Below are 20754 nucleotides of genomic sequence, written 5' to 3'. Positions count from 1 at the left end.
ATTTCCTTAAATCAAACATGAATAGTCTCTTCGCCTTTTTTCCAATTACAAGGGCATAGCTCATCTGTTTGTAGAGCATCAAGCACTCGTAACACTTCTTCTGGATTACGGCCAACATTTAAATCAGTCACCATCACAAAGCGTGTGATTCCCTCGGGATCAACAATAAATGTAGCACGCTGCGCAACACCTTCATGTGGGTCTAAAATACCTAAGCTTTGCGTTAATTCACGCTTAACATCAGCAAGCATAGGGAATGGTAAATTATTTAAGTCTGAATGTTGATTACGCCAAGCTAAGTGCACAAACTCGCTGTCAGTGCTTGCACCAAGTACTTGCGCATCCCTATCACTAAATTCTGAATTTAATTTACCAAATGCAGAAATTTCAGTAGGACATACGAAAGTAAAATCCTTTGGCCAGAAAAAGACTACAAGCCACTTGCCCGGATAGCTTTCATTGGTAATTGTAGTAAATGCACTATGCATGTCATTGCTGACCGTTGCTTTTAAGTTAAAGTGTGGAAATGGTTGACCTACAGTAAGCATGTTTTTCTCCTTTCGTAAATTTATTAATCTATTTAACTGTAGTGAAACTAACAAAATAAGTAAAATCGATTATTATTATTAGAATAATAAATTTTACCTATTATAATTAACAACTAATTGTGGCGACATACGCCTTACTACAAATGACAAAGAAATCAAACCAATACAACTAAAAACTATAGCAGGAAGCGCTAAAGGTAATGTTGAGCTGACGGTTTTGTTAATTAGAAAATAACCGGCAAGCCCTGCAACTAAAAATCGAGATGCGCCAATGGCCGCTGCAGCTGCTCCTTTTGATTCATCAAAAGGGGCCATCGCGCCACCTGCCCCTGCCCCCATACAAAAGGTGCCACCTGTTCCTATTAATAACATAGGATAAATAAAATTATAGACACTCAGCCCATAAAAGATATACCAAGCAGTCATCCAAATGCCACCCACAAGCGTAATTAAATAACCTAACAAACAGGTTTTCACGATACCTAAGCGCTCAACAATTAGCCCGCTAAGAAAACTGCCTAATAATAGTGAAATACCCATAAAGCAAAAATAAAATCCATACTGGGTTTGCGCAATACCTAAACAGCGAATAATTAAATAAGGTGAAAGCGCGCAGAATAAATATAAATAAGAATGGCCAAATGAGGAAGCAATATTAAAAATGGTAAAATCACGATTACGAAAGACTAACCAATACTGCTTAGCAAGTTTGCTGGATAAGGGAGTTCGTTTAGTAACAGGCAGTGTTTCGTCAAGCCAAACACCCATGGTAAATAACGCGCATATGGCCACGAGTAATAAGCTCCAGAAAGTAAAGGCCCACCCAAAATAATAATCAAGGTAACTGCCGATAAAGGTAGCAAAGATTGGGGAAAATGAAATCATACCATTTAAAAAACTATAAGCGCGCGCGCTCTTTTCATCCATATACAAATCGCGAACAATCGCAAAACTAATGACCATCATGCCACACGATCCTAGCGCTTGAATAATACGCCAGAAAAGCAACACTTCTACACTGTTAGCCAAACCACAGCAAAGTGAGCCAATAGCAAAAAAAACAATCATCCATAGCACGACCAAACGCCGACCAAACTGATCCGAAATTGGACCGATTACTAATTGCATTAATCCAGCACTCAGCATAAACCAATTGAGCGTCTGTAACATGCGTGTGTCGGTTGTCTTGAACAATTCAGTGATATGAGGAATAGCAGGAACATAGACATCCATAGCTAAGGGTAGAGCCAATACTAAAGGCGTTAACGCAAGGATTAATTTTTTAAACATGATACCTTCAACTATAAAATTTAAATTTTATTATAAATTGTTATTAACATTTAAATAAGGATTGCTTTATCTTTCATTTACTGGTGAAATTAGTGGTTAGAATTAAAGCTATTTAATTAACGTAAGTTCAACTTGCCGTTCATTAACTTAACTACCAGGAGAGAAACATGTCTAAACAAGAAAAAATATGCCGCATTGTCCGCTATGTAACCAATAATGCTAATTGGCGAAAAGCTTGTTGTGGTTTTCAATGAAACTCACCTCTTTAGATGAGTTGCTGCAGTATAAAAATCAGCAAGTAGTTCATTATTTTTGCCATCATTACCCTACTTTTTCTGAGCAACAAGCCCACCAACTATTTAGAGATTTGCTAGCTTGGATGTGGCTTACGTTGCAGCGAAAATCAGACAATCGCCATACCTTTCTATTTGGGCCTTTATTACCCTTAGATACATTATGGCATGCCTTTATTTTACATACTCGTGATTACCAAGCATTTTGCCAACTTTATTTTGGCCAATTTTTTCATCATGATGTAGAACCCATTGGTCAAGCGCATGAAGTATCGCCTGATGAACTCGCTGATTTTCTTGAGGATTGTTTTACTTATCTGGGTGAAGATTGGGTAGAGCGTTATTTTTCTGAAGCCTTTGCTTAGATCTATTAATTGCTATTACATAGTCCTTTAAATCAGTTTAAGATAGGCGTTTTAATTAACTAAAGGAAAGATATGAAACGTCATGGCTCAGCACAGTGGCAAGGGGGATTAAAAGATGGCAAAGGAACTGTTTCCACAGAAAGCGGCATCCTTAATCAGACCCAATATTCATTTTCAACTCGTTTTGAAAGTGGGCAAGGCACAAATCCTGAAGAATTGATTGCAGCAGCGCATGCAGGTTGCTTTTCAATGGCCTTTTCTGCGCAACTTGAACAACAAGGCTTAAAAGCTGAAAGCATTAAAACCACAGCAACCGTTTCATTAGAAAAATCCGAAGGCGGATTCTCCATTCCTGCAATTCACTTAGAAGTAACAGCGCGAATTCCTAATGCCTCTCAAGATGTATTTAATAAAGTGGCACAACAAGCAAAAGAAGGTTGTCCAGTTTCTAAATTAATGAAGGCAGAAATTACCATGGATGCCAACCTAGAGAACAGTCAATAACCAGTTAAAGCAAAGCTATTCAGTAAATGTAGCCTGGGTGCAGGCCCAAAGGGCCGGAACCCAGGTTTTACTAAAGCTACTTCTAACTTTCTATAAGGTTAATAAATTATATTAAGGCCAATAATTTATTTATAGACAGTTGGTGCACTGTAGTAGTCAGGAGTAGTGCCAAAACCACATGCAGTCATTGTCAAAGCAGATGAAACAACAAGAAACGCGATTAATAGTTTTTTCATAATAGCATCCTTTAACGTTTTAGTTATTATCCGGCATTACTCCCTTCCGGATTCTTTAAATGAAGCTTTAAAAAAACTAGGCGAACTTCTTATTGCCAAGCTTGTAAATTATATACCATGATAAGTAATTTGCATAAATTCAGCGTTTATTTATAACCCTAATTTGATAAAAAATATAATAAAATCAATAGCAAATAACCTTTATAATCATTCACTTTCCTCTAAGTCCTTAAGCTGGTAATTTACCAAAATGTATTGAAGATTGTGCTTTATATTAAAGTAAAAGTAGAAAATTTTTTTAATTTAAGTAAAATTCAGAATTCTATTGCTATTTCGACATTAGTATACTTCTTCTCTTGACGAGAAGAGCCGTTTGTTTAGCCTGATTTCTAGGATTGAAAATGCAAAATGCTACAAGATGGACTGTTGTAACGGGTGGAGCAGGATTTATAGGCTCGCACTTATGTCGCTATTTGTTAGAAAAGCAACACGCTGTTCTCTGTATCGATGATTTATCGTCAGGCTTAATCGATAATATTATTTCATTAAAACATTACCCGCAATTTAAGTTCATCAAGCACGATATCACTTGCCCAATAAATCTTACAAATATTAAAGAAATATACAATTTAGCTTGCCCTGCCGCCCCTCATTATTACTTAAATAATTCAATACAAACATTCAAAACTAACATTTACGGCTCAATGAACATGTTAGAATTGGCAAGAAATAATTCTGCTAAGATTTTACAGGCCTCAACCAGCGAAGTTTATGGCGATCCACAATTTCACCCGCAGTTAGAAGATTACTTTGGCAATGTTAACCCCATAGGACCTAGAGCTTGTTATAATGAAGGCAAGCGCGCTGCTGAAGCCTTATTTTTCGATTACCATAGAGTCTATAAACTGCCTATAAAAATTATTCGCTTATTTAATGTTTATGGGCCACAGATGCGCCAAGATGATGGTCGAGTGATTTCTAATTTTATCTGGCAAGCTTTAAATAATAATCCTTTAACCATTTATGGAACAGGAACACAAACTCGCTCATTTTGCTATGTATCTGATATAGTTGAAGGCCTCTATAAAGTGATGAATACTGATGACCATTTTTTAGGGCCAATAAATTTAGGTAATCCAGAAGAAATTAGTATTATTAATTTAGCAACGATAATTAATCGTTTATTAAGCTTAGAAGAAAATATTGTTTTTAAACCTCAACTACAAGATGATCCTAGAAGGCGATGCCCTGATATTGAGCTAGCGAAAAAAGTTCTTAATTGGTATCCTAGGGTAGTTTTTCATACGGGTTTAAATAAAACGGTTGATTATTTTAAGGCAACTTTTAAAAATGCTATTAAAGAGCCTATTTATTTTAATAATTAAGAATTACACCTAGCCATATTAGACTTAAAAGGAAAATAGATGCGAAGGGATTCAACAAATCAATTATCTCTAAATCAGATAAAAAATAAAATTTTTTTTTGCGGCTTAGTTAAAGGGCGCCCGATAGCGTATGCAAAGGATGCTCATACGGCAGACGAGATTACCCAATTTATAAAAAATGAATACCATTTTAATTTAAAGGTAAAATTAACTGCTTCATTGAAATTTGAAAAGGCGACCTCCTTAGAGGACATGATAAAGGGCCTGCAATGTGACGAAATATTACTCGATCCAACAGGCATACTAACTCGTGCAACCGCCCTTCTTCATGTAGCTAGAGAAGTCCGCCTTCATTACCCTAAACTGATTACCGGCTGTTACTTCAACAGTGAGCAACGTATTATTCATTTTGTATTACGAACATCTAATGAAAGTAATTTACTCGCTGAGATGCAGAATAAAATAACGGCGTTTATAAAAAATGCTACTTTTGATCTGTCTTTTTTAGCGCAAATTCAAATTTCTTATTTCATGCCGCAAGGTAAACTCATTGCAATTGATAAGAAAAGTGCTAAAAAGCGTTATATTTCACCATCGATTAATTATGTTTTAAACAAGCTAAAAGTACCCTTGTTGTTAGTTTCAGCGTCCTCTGCGCAGGCTATGTCAGAACCTGTTCTGCCTCCAGAACCTTTAAGCCTACCTGCCATATCTAGAGTCAATGCTTGGATAGAAGGCTCGGCATTGTATTTAAAAAATAGACGTATCAAAAACTACTCTTTTAAGCATGATAATAATGGCAAATGGGGTGGCTTTGGCAGATTAGCAGGCGATCTTCCTTTAACACACTCGCTAGGTTTGCAAATAGAAGGATTAAAAGGGGGTGTTAACCATCAAAGTCTGACGTCAGTTGAAGGTATTTTATTTTGGCGAAATCCTGCTTATGGTCTTTTAGGGCCGCGCGTAGATTACACGGATTTCCATCGATTAGAGCAATACCTGTATGCCGCGCATGGCGAAGGATATTTTAATACGTTGACGATTAGAGCCGAAGGTGGCGGCATTAGCGCACATTGTCATGGAAGAGACCAAAGCTCAGGATATGCCGAACTCGATGCGCATTGGTATGTCATGCCCAATCTTGATTTAAACATAGGTGGCGCTATTGCAAAAGAGCGCTCAGCAGGGCAAGTAGGGTTTGAATTTCAACCAGGGCTTGCTGTATTACCAGGATTATCTGTGTTAGCCGATTTTAGAGCAGGAGATCACAATTTAAGATATGCCTCATTAGGTTTGCGTTATTACTTTGCTGATACTAAGTCACTTATTAGAAGACATAGAGAAGACATGGTACTTCCTTCTATGGATTTACTCGCGCTAGAGGATATCCATATGAGACAAGCACCCCAATTCCATAGTTAGTAAAGGTTATATAAGCACATGGCTACTGTTGTTTTAGCTTGGGAATATGAACGCAATACATCTTTTTTAAAAAATTTTTTTTATTTGCAAAAAGAATTATTAAAGCACAACCATGACGCCTATTTAGTAGGCGTCAATCTTCCAAACTTACCAAGCTTTGATGCACCATTTTTGCAAGCGCCTTCTGCACCCACACCTATTCTGCATAAGTCAAAAAAACTAAATAAAATTGGTGGCTTTGCAGATAGGTTAGCTTTATTAGGCTTTAATCATTCTAAAACCCTTTATTGTTTAACTAAATGCTGGGAACATTTATTCAATTTATTAAAGCCGCAGTTACTAATTGCCGATTGTGCACCAGTGGCTTGTTTAGCTGCTTATGAAAAAATACCCTTGGTGCAGGTTACCGATGGATTTAGCTTACCTCCTGTTAATTTGCCTGATTTTCCGCGCCTGCGTCCAGACACAGCACCCCTAACAACTACCCAGGCGATGCTAGAAAATATGCATCAAGTACAACAGCGGCGCAACAAAGCATCGCCAGCTAATTTTGATGCACTTCTTAAATCAGAAGATGCGTTTATTGCTCATTTACCTTTATTTGACCCTTATTTGCTATTTCGCAGTAAAGAGCAAAAATTTGGGGTATTTAATGAATTCTCTAAACCCATAACAACCCAAATACAAGAACCCTATTTTTTTGCTTATTTGGAAATGACTTATCCTAATATCGAAGAAATTATTATTGGCTTAACGGAGCTAGAAATCCCAGGCATTTTTTTTATTCCTGATATCCCGCAACCACTCCGCCTGTTTCTTGAATCAAGGCATATGCAGATTCTTGACGACATTGAAGCACTTTTACCAACAATCGCTTCATCTTCCTACCTTATTCATCATGGCAATACGGTAGTCGCTGAGGCAGGCTTAAGCGCTGGAATTGTGCAGTTTACTCTACCTTATAATTTTGAAACGGAGTGGATTAGTAATAAATTAAAAGAATTAAGAGTCGGGTTAACTATCTACCCTACTTTAAACCCTATCCAAACGATAAAAGATATACTTAATGAAGAATGGAAAAAGTTATCCTTTAAAGAATGGGTTGATCTACGTGCCGAACACGAACAACAAAAAAATACACCTAATATCTCTGAGCAAGTGTTAGCAACTTGCCTTAGCTTATTAACATAAAGTCAGGATTAAATGGTTATATAACATCCTTAATGCTGCATTACCGCGGCTTGATTAAGGTATTCTAACAGGATTGAAGATAAGCATGGATACCGTGGTCAAGCCACGGTATTTCGAGTTAAAGGAATTAATAGTATTTCGCGCAAGGGGACTAAGTAATGTCTCGAACTCAAGGAAGTAAAGACGAGCTTAAATAAAAAGAAATGCCGCATTACCGCGGCTTGACCGCGGTATCCATTAGGACGTGGCATGGGCATGGATACCGTGGTCAAGCCACGGTATTTCGAGTTAAAGGAATTAATAGTATTTCGCGCAAGGGGACTAAGTAATGTCTCGAGCTCAAGGAAGTAAAGATGAGCTCAATTAAAAAGAAATACCGTATTACCGCGGCTTGACCGCGGTATCCATTAGGATGTGGCATGGGTATGGATACCGTGGTCAAGCCACGGTATTTCGAGTTAAAGGAATTAATGTATTTCGGGCAAGGGGACAAAGTAATGTCTCGAGCTCAAGGAAGTAAAGATGAGCTCAATTAAAAATAAATACCGTATTACCGCGGCTTGACCGCGGTATCCATTAGGACGTGGCATGGGTATGGATACCGTGGTCAAGCCACGGTATTTCGAGTTAAAGGAATTAATGTATTTCGGGCAAGAGGAATAAATAATGTCTCGAGCTCAAGGAAGTAAAGATGAGCTTAATTAAAAATAAATACCGTATTACCGCGGCTTGACCGCGGTATCCATTAGGACGTGGCATGGGTATGGATACCGTGGTCAAGCCACGGTATTTCAAATTAGCGGTTTTGTCAGAGTGATAGATGGCTGTGGGTTCATACAACAACATAGATGCTTGTATTACAGAGGATAAATGATGCGCAAACCTTTTATCAGCGTAATAATTGATAATTATAACTATGCTAGATTCATTCCTGATGCCATACAAAGTGTTTTAACACAAAAAGAATTTACTGATTTTGAAATTATTATTGTTGATGATGCCTCAACTGATCAGTCTAGACGTGTTATTGAAGCTTACCAAAAGCAAGATAAAATCACGACACTCTTCCTACCAGCAAATAGAGGACAAGGCTACGCTTTTAATGCAGGCTTTCAACTTTCTCAGGGTGATTGGATTTGCTTTTTAGATTCTGATGACATTTTTTTTGAAGATAAATTACGCCATGTAGCTGAAGCAGCAACTACCAATCCACATGCTTTTCTTATCTATAACCAAGGGCATTATGCCGATAAAAATCTCAATATTGGCGAAGTCTTTCCTAAACAACTTCCAGAGGGCAACTTAAGCAAGCTGCTTTATAAGACAAGCGAAACTCTACTTCCGCCTACGTCCTTTTTAAGTTTTAATAGAAAATTTCTTAAAAAAGTCCTTCCTATGGATCCTTTTTTAACCAGAATTGATGCAGACTTCCCTTTACAAATTTGGGCTGCAGCAATGGGCGACGTTGTTGCTATAAAAAAACCCTTAGGTTTATATCGCTTACATGGTAATAATTGGTTTACTAATGACGATTTTTTAAAACTAGATTTAGACATGCTGCAGCATTTAATGCTACGTACTGAAAAAGCATTTTATTATATTAACTCGCGTGTGGGCGAACTTGGTATACAACCAATAGAGCTAATGCGGCAACGATTTTATTTAAGAAACCTTTTTATTTTCGGACATATTAATTTTATTAATTATCTGGCCTTTACTTTAGCAAATGGTAATTTTGTTAATTTCCGAGATAAGTGGCAATTTTTTAAATTTGGTATGGAGCGCAGAAAACGATTTATTACCCAAAAAGCGATTGAATGCTAGCTCACAATTAATTTTAAACTATTCACTTACCCATTCCAATCTTCTTATATCCTGCAAATAAGTTAGCACGTCATTAGGATTAGTAAAACGTGATAAAATATCAGAAGAATTCTGTTGCACAATGGGTGAAGAAAGCGCTGCACTTTTTAATCCTAAAAATTTCAGTAATTTCGTCATCGCTTTAGGTTTACCTATCTCTTCAGAATCAAATGGAAAAAACTCTAAATCGTGGGCCATTACGGTTCTTTTTACGCGTAAATCTTCGCGAAATTGACGTTCTATTGTTTCTTCATAATGCTTACGACAAAAGGTAACTTGTGATTGATGTGTTATTGGTTGATGAGTAAACCATACATTAGTTTTTATTGCCAATTGCAAAGATGAATACCAAGCTAGCGAATTTTCGCGGGTTAAAAAAATAATTTTGGGTTTTCTAGCAAGAATTGCTGTTAAACCATGTTTAATTTGATAATCATACGTTAACAATTTCCATCCTAACATGTCTGCGTTAGGGTGTGTTTTTTTGGTCTTTTCATCGATGTCATCTAAAAATTTATGAGGCTCCGTATTACGAAAATTCAAATAATTAAGATCATCCTTTACGATTGGTAGTCTCGCCATGACTTTATCCTGATGAAAAAGTTCGCCATGACACACAACATTCGGGTGCGAGTTTAATAATTGCTCTAAATAAGACGATCTTGTTCTTGCTGCAGAAAGAATAAGAAAATATTTCATAAAACTTCTATTATAAAATTCAAAGTAAAATATACCTGACTTGTTGTCGAAATTTAAGTACCCTAGAAAGACTAAATAACCTCTTTAGCCTTTCTAGAGTTTTAAGTATTAAGAAAGCTGCCAAGTAAATCTTGCAGCCACGCCATTTTCTTTAATATTCCCTGCAAATTGTCCAATGTATGCAATAGCTATTTGAGCGCTATTATTCCATTTGGTGAGGTCAAGGCTTGCATCAATGAGCAGTGAATTCCTAGCAAGTGGTGTACCGCTTATTAAGAAAGGTGAGCTACCGCTAGCAAAGGTAAAGACTGATTGCGGTGTTAAATCACTGTAAGCGTGTCGCCAGCCTAAAAATACACGCTCATTCACTGTGAAACGGCTTGTTTGATAGAGCATGCCCATTTCTCTAGCACCTACAGTCGAGTAAACCATATCTTGAGACGCGCGATAGGCGTGCAATGCGGCAGGGCCACTTTGCTCAGTAAACTGATTTATATTTACATCGACATAAGCAAGGTTAGCTAATGGCTTTAATTGAAACCCTCTAAAATTAACATGATACCCTAGCTCGCCAAAAGCTTGTACTGTATCGCCTCGATAGTTATTAATTAAACTATTGTAAAACAGAGGAAATGATACAATACGCTGGCTTTCTAGCTCATGCCACGTGTAGGCAGCGCCTGCGCTTACATTCCATTGATTAAAATGAGTGCCACCATAAAGGCCTAAATGATAATTATCAAGGTCAAGGTAAGAGTGACGACTATTTACATCAAAATCCGAACTTGTATAGCCTCCTACAATACCAGCCCGCGTGTAGTCGCCAAATAGCTTATCAGCACCAATAAAAAATCCTTGAGAGTTACGGGATAAGGTTGCGGAATTGGTATTACCCTCTATATCCGCCCATACACCATAATCCTGCATCCAAACAGTGAAACCTGAGCCATAATCGACAGCATTGTTAATAATGCCATCTAACTGAGTGAAGATAGCTTCACGTAAATAACGACTCTCTTCAATTAAAGCGCTAAGACTTGAAGCATAAATTTCTCCTGTTAAACTGTCTAAAGCCTGTTGAAACACGGTAGCATTGGCAAGGTTTACCAACGCATCATAAACAACATTACCCGCCCCTAATCCTTCCGCAGCAATTGCTACATTAATTTGATTAGGTGTCGCGGCAAAATCAGGGAAGGTTGCGGTATTACGATAAATGTCTAAGTAAACATTATTAGCATCATAATTTATAATCAAATCAAGGAAAGGCAGGTTTTGATTAAAAATAGAATACGTACCATTCACACCACCCGCAGCTGTTAAAATAGTATAACGACCAGGATTATAAATTCCAGGCTGTTTCAATACATAGACACCTGCACCCGGTTCAAATGTTGCTACACCTTGCACTAAAATTAAATCAGAAGCACCAGAGGGACTTATCTCAGTCTCATAGGTAGAGCCCGCCGCCTGTAAGTAATCACCAGCTACGGTTAAGGTGCCAATTGAATTACCCGGTGCAACAGTACCATAGACAAACGTAGAGCCTACCTGCCCATTACCACTTAAGCGCGCATTAGGACCTACTATAACATCCCCACTTAACAAGCTCTCAACTCGTAAAGTACCAGCCTGAACCAGCGTATTACCGGTAAAACCGCTTGTATTAGCAGCTAATATTAGCGTGCCAGAGCCTGCCTTAGTCAAGTTACCTGAACCACTAAGTAAGCCTGTTAAGGTTAAGTTAGATAATGTTTCGAACGTCCCACCCGGTGCATTAAATGTCATCGAACGAGAACTAATAATAGGACTTGTATTTTGCAAAGTGCCACCATTAAAGGTTAGTCCACCTGCGAGAGCCCCTAAATTAGCATCTTGTTGAATGCTTAAGGTGCCTTGACTGATAATCCACGGGGTAATAGAAGAATCTAATAAAGAACCTCGTAAGGTCCACGTGCTATTGCCTGTTTTTTCATAAGCGGCAAAGTTACGATATTGGCCGGTTGAACTGAGTAACCCTACATTAAATGTATCACTGCCCTCGCCACCTAATATAAAAATATCGCTTCCACCAGCGACTGCAAGCACTAAACCTGAAATAGAAGAACCTGGTCGTAATTCCAAACGATTAGTACCACCTAAAAATTCAATCGCCTTAGCACGATTTGTACCATCTGCGAACAAACCACCCTCTATTGTGCCGCTGTTAATAACACTTAAAAAAACACCCTGTATAGCTGTGCCACCAACACCATTATAAAAACCAGTACCACCAGTCCCGCCGCTAACTCTTCCCGAATTAATTATTTCACCTGCTGCTAATTGTACGGCCACGCCACCCGTAGCACCAACACCAGAAGGGGTATTACTACTGCCGCCATTACCGCCGGTAATTATTCCTGCATTAAATACATTACTCCCTATCAAGTCTATGCCTATACCAGCAGCGCCACCAGTTTGGCCAGCACCACCGTTACCACCACTGATTGTGCCGGCATTTGTTACATTATTACTTACTGCAGAGATTGAAAATAGCATACCCGTGCCGCCTACGCCGCCCACAGCGCCAGGCCCAGATGCATTACCGCCATTACCGCCGGTAACCGTCCCAGAGTTAACTATAGTACCATTGCCCAGCCATTCTACGCCCATGCCACCAGCGCCACCAGTTAGGCCAGCACCGCCATTACCTCCACTAATCAATCCAGAATTAATTAATTGGCCACCTGCTGCGAACTGCATGCCCATGCCGCCAGCAGGGCCAGCACCCGTACTATCACCACTATTGCTGCCATTGCCGCCGATAATTATTCCTGAGCTAGCTACGTTACCAGCCCCTAGCAATTGCACGCCCACACCGCCATTGCCACTAACTTCACCGGAGCCACCATTACCCCCACTAATCAAGCCAGCATTCATTAATTCACCAGCTGCTGTGAATTGAACACCCATACCACCATCAGCGCCAGCGCCAGAAAAATCATTGTTAGGGTTAAAACCACTGTCACCACCAACACCACCAATAATTAATCCTACGTTAGTTAAGGAACCAGCTCCTATAAATTGCACACCCATCCCACCAAGGTTACCATTACCACCAAGAAAGAAATAACCATTGCCGCCATTACCGCCCGCGCCGCCAAGTATACTGCCGTCATTGACTAAAGTTCCGCCTTGCATAAAAAGCGCACCAATTCCTCCTTGACCTCCAGTTCCCCCCTCGCCACCAAAGGAAGTACCACCATCACCGCCATCACCGCCAGCCACTACCCCAGACGTGTTAATAGTAAATCGGCCTTGATTAGCTAGGATAATGCCATAACCACCTGCACCGCCACCGCCTGCGCCGCCGTTACTACTTAAATCGATACCGCTAGTACCACCCTGGCCGCCAGTACCGCCTACAACTGCTGCACTAGTAAAAGCATCCACTACACCGCTTAAGACCGCCCCACTACCACCACCACCGCCACCACCACCGCCAGTATCAATTTGTACCGCAGCGCCTGCACCACCTGCACCACCTGTATTTGCGCCAATATCCCCAGCTTGGTTGACAAATAGTCCGCCCACACCGCCGCCGCCACCGCCGCCGCCGCCATCAGCAACAAATAACCTGAGAACATCATCAATTATTCCACCACCGCCACCGCCACCAGCGCCAGCGCCGATATTACTACCGGTTAAGATAATGCCACCGCCACCACCACCGCCACCATAGCTACTATTATAGCTACTACCACCATCGCCCCCGCCATTTAGCCCCCCAGCGCCACCCGTACCACCGGTACTTTGACTAAGACCTCCTTCCCCCCCATAAACGCCACCGCCATTGGTTCCAGGGGTATCATCTATGCCACCATTACCTCCAGCAGTACCGCCGCCACCGCCAGCACCACCTTGTGGTACTGTTCCAGGGCTACCTGGGACACCAATAGCAAATAACTCTTTAGTGACTTTGAGCAGCGGAAGTTTCTGCAAAAGAAATTCAGTTGGTTGTGAAATTAGTGGTAACCAATCGTCGCTGGCAAAACCAGGAGAAGCCAGTAATAAGCTACTAACTAATAGCGAATAACGGAGTGTTCTTTCTTTTGGATAGTTAGTAATCGTTTTTGCTAAATAAATAGGATGGATGCAGCGAAACATTAATACACTCCTTGTAAATTAATCTTCATAAGAACATGAGAGAATCTATAATAATGAAAGCTATCTCAGATGACAACGTGCAATTCGTTTTGTAGCTAAAGAGAAATAACAATTAAGCCTTACATCAAGGTTTATTAATCTATTTTAACTAGTAGCTATTAACTTAGTTCGCTACTGAATTTATGCCACATGTCTTTAATAACTAACTCAGCACCATAGTGATTTAAGTGATCACCATTAAAATAATAAGGAAATTGCGCATCACGCGCGTAACATTTATTGTCATTGCAAAATAAAGGCCTAGGGTCGAATAATTTTACTTGCGGAAAATTTTTTAACAATTCATTAATCACCTCGTCATAAGGCGCAATTCGTTGCTGATAGTTAGCAAAATCTATCCAGCAATTGCTTCTAATAGGATGAAAAGGTAAGTGCAACGGCCTAACATTAAAGCAAGAATTAATATTAAAATCTAAATCCGGAATATCTTTTAAAAAGATTACTTCCTTTTTGCTATTAAGAATAGTAGCAATTAATCGTTTGCCATTTTCTTGAAAACTTACAATCCCCTCCGAATCAATTGGTTTGGCGCGTCGCCAGTGATCATGTTCCACTGCAAAGCCGCCAGTCATTAAATAAGACCAATAGCCCGATAAATAGACTTTTTTAACGGTTGAGTTATCTTTTAAAAAAGACAAGATGGCTTCATATTTTTTCTGACACTCGCCTTTTAAAAAATGATGACTAGCAAAAGGAAGACACGAAGTCTGCACAATCATTAAAACAGAATGATCAGCAAATTGCTTCCATACAGCATTACGATAATGCGCTGTATGCGAATCACCAATAAACATAATATCGGGTAACCTGTTTTTAGATAGCTTGCAACCTGCATCAAAATTAAGCTGCTTAAATTCAGGAATTAACTTTGAGCATTCAAAATCGTTGACCAGCGGCAGAGGATTGGCAATAAGCTCTGCTACCGTATTATTAAGTTGCTCACCTTTAAAGATTAACCCTGATTCACTATAAACAATACCACCTAAACCACCTATGGCACTCATTAAAACTAACAAAGTTACGGTTTTATTTTTATTATAAGAATTAAAGCGAATGGGAATTTCAATGAGTTTATAGGTTAACCACGCTAAAACAACTGCTAAAATTACCCCACACAAGCGCACTATAGCACTCGGGTTAGGTTCCATTATTTTTATAAAGGATAAAATAGGCCAATGCCACAAATACAAAGGAAAGCTAATCAATCCTATCCAGACCATAAACCGATTCGCTAAAATATAGCGATTTATCCAGGCGTGTTTACCAGCGGCAATTAACAAAACCGCACCTAAAATAGGAAGTAATGCCCAAAATCCTGGGAAATTCACTGTTTTTTTGATATGAAAATGAGCATATAAAACTAAACTAAATCCGAGTAGCGCTAAAAAATTAGTTACAAAATAAGAATTAAAGACTTGTTTAAAGTTATTTAATTCTTTGCTTTTATAATAATTAAACCAAGCTAACAAACTACCAGATAATAATTCCCAAAAACGTGTTTGCGGTAAGTAAAAAGTCGAAACAGCATCACGATAAATCGTGTGAATATTAAGCCAAAAAGAAAGAACAAGGATTATGCTTGTGATAATTAATAAATTTAATTGTTTTTTAAACGCTAACCATAATAATAGGGGCCAAATAATATAAAATTGTTCCTCAATACTTAAGCTCCATAAATGTAGCAACGGCTTATAATTAACGGCTTTATCAAAATAACCAGCCTCTTGCCATAAAAAAAAGTTAGAAATAAAACCTGCGCCACCTGCTATATGTTTTCCAAGTTGTTTATATTCTGTTGAAAATAAGGCAAACCGACCAAATATCAAACAGCTTGTCAGTACAATTAATAAAGCAGGAAAAATACGCTTAATTCGTCTAGTATAAAAGTCGCTAAAGCTAAAGGTGCTGTTTTCTAAGTTTTCAAATAAAATAGTAGAAATTAAAAAACCAGAAATGACAAAAAAGATATCCACACCAATAAATCCACCAGGCAAACTATGAGGAAAAGCATGGAATCCTACAACAGATATAATGGCTAACGCTCTTAAGCCATCTATATCAGCTCGGTATTTAGCAGAAGTCGTTAGAAGATTATTTTTCATAAGTCATTTCATTTTTCTTATAACGGCGTTAAATTGAAACGCTCAAAAAACTATAGCTGCTTAAGGTACCATAAGTTTAAAGGTATTCACTAGGAATCAGTTAAGATGTGCCTGGCTTTCACCTCATTTTACCCAGGTTATTTGCTAGATGAGCTATTTAGCTGCACTAGTCAGATGATATAACAATCAAAGTGGATACCGTGGTCAAGCCACGGTAATTCGAGAGAATAGAAAAGCCAAAGAAAAACAAATTACCGCGGCCAAAGTGGATGCCCTGGTCAAGCCACGGTATTTCGAGAGAAGGGAAAGAAGCCAAAGAGAAAACGAATTACCGCGGCTTGACCGCGGTATCCAGCGATGTGGCACTTAAGTTATGGTAACAGGCCAACCTACTATCTGTAGTTAGTAGAACTAGCCTAGAGTAGAACCCTGTCTCTTGATGCGATGTAACCAAGAGACAGTCAGATGCGCAGAGGCTAGATTAAATTTACTGCCGTATCGACAAGAATTCTTAGATGACGTATTATCTTTAAGTCTTATTTGAGGAAATAGACTTCTTGCAAAGCCAAATTATTTTGTTTTAACGAAATACAAGGGACTTATTAGGCTTTACGAAAATAATTGCAGTATACACGAGTTTGAGCATTGACTTGTCAAGCAAGTTTCGACAGAGGTTTATATTCTTTTAACTTTAATATAATTGCAGCTAATTAAAGTGAGGGCGATTTACCAAAGCCTCATGTATTAATTTTTGTTAATTTGCTTCCCACTATAAAACGGGAACATTAATTCTTTGGAGTGAAGCTATGACAGCTGGGTATATGTCGGCCTCTCTTGCTAGAAGACTACCATTATCAGGCAATCAACAAACGCCGCAAGTCTATTATCGTTCTAAATTATTTATTGTTCCATTTACAGCTAATCCCTTGGTTGCAGCAGCAGGCCCCTTGCTTTCTCTCTTAGAGCGTTTATGTGTAAGCCCTTCTCTTCCACCACTACAGCAAATAAGAGAAAATATTGAGCATGAATTACGCGCTTTTCATAGCCGACTTGATGGCAAAGCCTACACAGAAGAGCTTGATGCAATAGCTCACTATTTGCTGTGTGCAACCATCGATGAACTGTTGGGTAAAAGCTATCTACGCTTATATGGGCGTTCGGCAGAATTTAAAGCCTTTACGCCACTTTCTTATGATGGCATAGGGCCAGAGGAACGTTTTTTTGATATTGTTAATCATATTAAAGAAAGCCCTAATCAATATTTAGATTTAATTGAACTTGCTTATTATTGTCTTATTGTTGGATTTGAAGGAAAGCAACATCAGAAAGCTGATGGGCGTTTGGTACTAGACAATATGCTCGAAGAATTATTTCAGCTCATACAAAAATACCGCGTTAATAAGCCTTGCCATTTATTTAAAGAGTCTAAAAAAGCAGAAGTGACTGGAAAAAGCTATAAACAAGTTTTAATGATTAGTTTAGGATTAGTAAGCGCTTTACTTGTTAGTTACCTAACGAGCTACTTTATACTCGATAGTAAAGCCAAAGCAGTCCAATTTGGGCATGCGGTCATAGCGAAATTGGATGATTAATGGATAAGTCATTACAAGCTTTATGTGAAGCATTAAAACGAATTAGCGCACAATTAAAACCACAAAACAATCCTATTTCATTTATTCTTTTAACAGGAAAAATAAATCAAGGAAAAAGTGCCCTACTAAAACAAAGTTCGCTTAAGCATTATGCAATAGAGGCAGAGAGTCAGGCACAAATTTTCTATAATGACTTAGGTATTATTTTAGAGCTCGGTGAAACTTGGCTTAATCAACGTGAAACGCTATTAGCCTCGAGCTTAAAACAGTTAAACCGTTGCCATAAAGGGATTAAAATTAGTGGTATCATGTTATGCATTGATTGCAGCGATTTATTTCTAGTAGAGCCTTTAAATCTACAAGAGCAGTGTAAATCCCATACCTTATTGCTCGAGCGCTTTGTCAGTGCACTTGGTTATCCTATTGATGCGGCATTGATGTTTACGAAGCTAGATACCTTAGCAGGCTTTGCTGAGTTTTTTCAATCTGAGCATGACCTTAACTTAAAAAAACCATTAGGATTTTCACTTGAATCAGCGCAGGAACGCTCGCAGCTGCTGTCTAGCTATAAAATTCAATTTGATAAAATGATTGAATTGCTTGGCCAACAAATCATTAATAAACTACATCCTGCCCGCTCAACTGTAAAACGCACCTTAATTCGTGAATTCCCTCTCCAATTGGCAGGATTACGTGCACCTATTCAAACGTTGCTACAACACCTCAATTCCAATTTAGTAAGCTTACAAGCGATTTACTTTAGTAGCGCTGAACAAGGGGGATTAAGTGTAGATAGGCTTAATAAAAGAATTCAACATGAATATGCCCTCGTTTTACAAGATAAATTTCCACAATCCACTAATTACCGGGCTTACTTTATTGCAGATGCTATCCAGGCCTTTCAAGTACAAACCCAGTATCATTTATCGCAACTAAGCAAAAAGCAGCGCTTAATGATTGGTGCCACCGCGGCTTTGGCTGGGCTATTATTAATTGGTTTAAGTTATCAATATTTTAAGACTGCGCAATTATTAGATGAAACTAGCAAAGAATTAATAGCCTATGAAACACTAAGTAATCAATCTAATCACGCCTCCGCACTTTATCATCTCTCGCTTGCGGAAAATAAATTAAATTTGATACCTAAAGGCATACTACAGGTTTCTGTTATTAATCAGCTTAAAACTAAATTACATAAAAACACAAAAGCAAAATTACGGCATAATTTTCTACCGGAGTTAGTCACTAACCTTGAACAAACACTAACTAATCCGTCACAAACACAATCTGCACGTTATCAAGCACTAAAAATTTATCTGATGCTTGGCGAACCTGAGCATTTTTCTGAAGTAGAAATACGCCATTGGTTTAAACAATATTGGCAAATGCGGCATTCAACCGAACTTGATGACACCCAAGAATTATTACTTAAAAATGCGCTTAAGCAGCCTTTTCAACCGTTAGTCATTAACCACCAATTAGTTAGTGATGTCAGAAATTATTTAAATGCCTTGCCAGTGAATTATTTATACTATTCATTAGCAAAGAGCTATTTTCCTAGGCAAAAAGTTACGCTTGACATAAAAGGATTTGACTTAGCAAGTAGAGAATTACCAATCTACTTTACTAAGGCAGGATTTAAGCAAATTCTTGCGTCACTTACGGAAATTACTAAAAAGTTACAGCAAGAAAATTGGGTTTTAGCACGGCAAGATTTAGATATACTTCCTGCCCAATTAGAACAAGCCTATTGTTTTGACTATGTTACTTGGTGGCAAAATTTTGCTAGACGCACAAGGCCTCATCATTATCAAGGTTATGAACAGGCACGCCAATTAACTCAAATTTTACAGCAAACCAATGCCATCACTAATTTACTTACCCTCATGCAACAGCAAACAAGTCCGGAAGCTGAGCAGCAATTTGAACTATTTAATCAAAAAATAGCAAATCAATTTACGCCATTAAATTTAATGACTGCCTCTGCAGCGCAAGAATTTACCCAAAACATCAATGAGCTTGAAAAATTCTTAACCACTTTATCGCTTATAAATGATCATAGCCAAACCATTTTTAATTTAACTCGTTCTCGTTTTCTTGGTGAAAGTGTAACAGACCCGCTAAGTACTCTGTATAATAAAGCACGGCAATTTCCTGAACCAGTAGCAAGTTGGGCAAAACAAATAGCTGATGATACTTGGTTCATTTTTATAAATGATAGTAAAAAATACTTAAATAAAAAATGGCAAGATAATGTGTTTAATGTCTATCAGACAACAATTGCGCATCGTTATCCTTTAGATTCATTACAAGGGGAAGAAGTAGCCCTTGCAGATTTTAACAAATTTTTTGCACCACAAGGCACGCTTAACGCCTTCGTTAATGAATACTTAAAACCATTTTTAGACACTACCCACCCACAATGGCAGCCTAAAGAACTTAATGGTTATGTTTTACCTATTTCTACTGATCTAGTTAATGAGCTTATTCGTGCAAATGTAATTAGTAATATGTTTTTCCCTGATAATGCTTCAACAAGCAGAATTGAATTTAGCTTACAAAAAATTAATTTAGATCCTATGGTTGGAAGCTTACAACTTGATATTGGTCAAATTACACTTAAAGATACTCAAACCAGTGAATCCTACACTAATTTTAGCTGGCCTGAGACCAATGCCAAATTAAGCTTAAATGCTATTGATGGTGCTCATTTTGAACTTGAAGAAAAAGGCGTCTGGGCCTTCTTTAAAATGCTACAAAAAGTTAATGTGTTAGTCGATAGTAATGACAGTGCAAGCTTACAAATTCTTTTTGAAGTAAATGGTAATTCTGGGCGTTATTTATTAAAAACACAAAATCAAATTAATCCCTTTAGCCCAGGCATTTTAACTGGGTTTAATTTAAATCAAGACATTGCTTAATGGTTAAAAAATTTAGCTAAATTTGGCTGCTATTGCTGCGCTCTTTATTAACTGTTTAGATTAAGTGTATTTGCGATTAAATCAAACTGATTTATCATCTTCACGCAGTATTGTTGCAAAGAGGACCACTTCCTTTA

Annotated in this window: 13 protein-coding genes; 8 read left to right on the top strand and 5 right to left on the bottom strand. The window is 38.2% G+C overall.

All coding sequences use genetic code 11. The features are described 5' to 3' along the window. Positions 1-11 precede the first annotated feature (11 nt). Both DYE47_RS03530 and DYE47_RS03525 read right to left on the bottom strand, forming a co-directional pair. Entirely contained in the window at positions 12-548 is a 537-nt protein-coding gene (locus tag DYE47_RS03530; RefSeq protein ID WP_115301942.1) for a peroxiredoxin, read from the bottom strand. 93 nt (positions 549-641) lie between these two features. Beyond that, complete coding sequence (locus DYE47_RS03525) at positions 642-1838, bottom strand: Bcr/CflA family efflux MFS transporter (RefSeq protein ID WP_115301941.1); 1197 nt, start codon at positions 1836-1838, stop codon at positions 642-644. 250 nt (positions 1839-2088) lie between these two features. Between DYE47_RS03525 and DYE47_RS03520 the strand changes: the two genes are divergently transcribed. From DYE47_RS03520 to DYE47_RS03490, 6 genes are all read left to right on the top strand, one after another. After that, a complete protein-coding gene (locus tag DYE47_RS03520) occupies positions 2089-2496 on the top strand; it encodes a glycine-rich domain-containing protein (protein WP_115301940.1) in 408 nt (135 codons plus the stop codon). 72 nt (positions 2497-2568) lie between these two features. Continuing rightward, the gene (locus tag DYE47_RS03515; RefSeq protein ID WP_115301939.1) at positions 2569-3000 is read left to right on the top strand and encodes an OsmC family protein; all 432 of its coding nucleotides are present in this window, start codon (positions 2569-2571) and stop codon (positions 2998-3000) included. Between the two features lie 637 nt (positions 3001-3637). Then, a complete protein-coding gene (locus DYE47_RS03505) occupies positions 3638-4621 on the top strand; it encodes a UDP-glucuronic acid decarboxylase family protein (RefSeq protein WP_115301937.1) in 984 nt (327 codons plus the stop codon). A gap of 39 nt (positions 4622-4660) precedes the next feature. Continuing rightward, positions 4661-6043, top strand: coding sequence for a hypothetical protein (locus DYE47_RS03500; protein WP_115301936.1), 1383 nt, complete (start codon positions 4661-4663; stop codon positions 6041-6043). A gap of 18 nt (positions 6044-6061) precedes the next feature. Continuing rightward, positions 6062-7234, top strand: a complete 1173-nt coding sequence (locus tag DYE47_RS03495; RefSeq protein WP_115301935.1) for a hypothetical protein — start codon at positions 6062-6064, stop codon at positions 7232-7234. A gap of 870 nt (positions 7235-8104) precedes the next feature. Further along, on the top strand, positions 8105-9058 hold the full coding sequence (locus DYE47_RS03490) for a glycosyltransferase family 2 protein (RefSeq protein WP_115301934.1): 954 nt from the start codon (positions 8105-8107) through the stop codon (positions 9056-9058). An 18-nt stretch (positions 9059-9076) separates the two neighbouring features. Here the strand turns inward: DYE47_RS03490 and DYE47_RS03485 are convergent, their stop codons facing one another. The 3 genes from DYE47_RS03485 to DYE47_RS03470 form a co-directional block, all read right to left on the bottom strand. After that, positions 9077-9796 (bottom strand): hypothetical protein, encoded by a 720-nt coding sequence (locus tag DYE47_RS03485; protein ID WP_115301933.1) that lies wholly within the window; start codon positions 9794-9796, stop codon positions 9077-9079. A 108-nt stretch (positions 9797-9904) separates the two neighbouring features. After that, the gene (locus tag DYE47_RS16475; protein WP_160149833.1) at positions 9905-13942 is read right to left on the bottom strand and encodes an autotransporter outer membrane beta-barrel domain-containing protein; all 4038 of its coding nucleotides are present in this window, start codon (positions 13940-13942) and stop codon (positions 9905-9907) included. A gap of 158 nt (positions 13943-14100) precedes the next feature. Further along, entirely contained in the window at positions 14101-16104 is a 2004-nt protein-coding gene (locus tag DYE47_RS03470; RefSeq protein ID WP_115301930.1) for an acyltransferase family protein, read from the bottom strand. Positions 16105-16910: 806 nt separating this feature from the next. Here DYE47_RS03470 and icmH point away from each other — a divergent pair. Further along, complete coding sequence (gene icmH / locus DYE47_RS03465; RefSeq protein ID WP_115301929.1) at positions 16911-17696, top strand: type IVB secretion system protein IcmH/DotU; 786 nt, start codon at positions 16911-16913, stop codon at positions 17694-17696. Beyond that, positions 17696-20617 carry a type IVB secretion system protein IcmF gene (gene icmF, locus DYE47_RS03460; protein ID WP_115301928.1) on the top strand — a complete coding sequence of 974 codons (2922 nt, stop codon included), beginning with the start codon at positions 17696-17698 and terminating at the stop codon, positions 20615-20617. The genes icmH and icmF overlap by 1 nt, the downstream gene beginning before the upstream one ends. Positions 20618-20754: the final 137 nt, after the last annotated feature.

The organism is Legionella beliardensis, from assembly GCF_900452395.1.
GTDB classification, from domain to species: Bacteria; Pseudomonadota; Gammaproteobacteria; order Legionellales; family Legionellaceae; genus Legionella_C; species Legionella_C beliardensis.
This window is presented reverse-complemented; position numbering and strand designations above follow the sequence as displayed.

Excerpts from the sequence above, each read along its gene's own strand:
- DYE47_RS03530 (WP_115301942.1), bottom strand. The coding sequence starts at position 548 with ATGCTTACTGTAGGTCAACCATTTCCACACTTTAACTTAAAAGCAACG.
- DYE47_RS03525 (WP_115301941.1), bottom strand. The coding sequence starts at position 1,838 with ATGTTTAAAAAATTAATCCTTGCGTTAACGCCTTTAGTATTGGCTCTA.
- DYE47_RS03520 (WP_115301940.1), top strand. The coding sequence starts at position 2,089 with ATGAAACTCACCTCTTTAGATGAGTTGCTGCAGTATAAAAATCAGCAA.
- DYE47_RS03515 (WP_115301939.1), top strand. The coding sequence starts at position 2,569 with ATGAAACGTCATGGCTCAGCACAGTGGCAAGGGGGATTAAAAGATGGC.
- DYE47_RS03505 (WP_115301937.1), top strand. The coding sequence starts at position 3,638 with ATGCAAAATGCTACAAGATGGACTGTTGTAACGGGTGGAGCAGGATTT.
- DYE47_RS03500 (WP_115301936.1), top strand. The coding sequence starts at position 4,661 with ATGCGAAGGGATTCAACAAATCAATTATCTCTAAATCAGATAAAAAAT.
- DYE47_RS03495 (WP_115301935.1), top strand. The coding sequence starts at position 6,062 with ATGGCTACTGTTGTTTTAGCTTGGGAATATGAACGCAATACATCTTTT.
- DYE47_RS03490 (WP_115301934.1), top strand. The coding sequence starts at position 8,105 with ATGATGCGCAAACCTTTTATCAGCGTAATAATTGATAATTATAACTAT.
- DYE47_RS03485 (WP_115301933.1), bottom strand. The coding sequence starts at position 9,796 with ATGAAATATTTTCTTATTCTTTCTGCAGCAAGAACAAGATCGTCTTAT.
- DYE47_RS16475 (WP_160149833.1), bottom strand. The coding sequence starts at position 13,942 with ATGTTTCGCTGCATCCATCCTATTTATTTAGCAAAAACGATTACTAAC.
- DYE47_RS03470 (WP_115301930.1), bottom strand. The coding sequence starts at position 16,104 with ATGAAAAATAATCTTCTAACGACTTCTGCTAAATACCGAGCTGATATA.
- icmH (WP_115301929.1), top strand. The coding sequence starts at position 16,911 with ATGACAGCTGGGTATATGTCGGCCTCTCTTGCTAGAAGACTACCATTA.
- icmF (WP_115301928.1), top strand. The coding sequence starts at position 17,696 with ATGGATAAGTCATTACAAGCTTTATGTGAAGCATTAAAACGAATTAGC.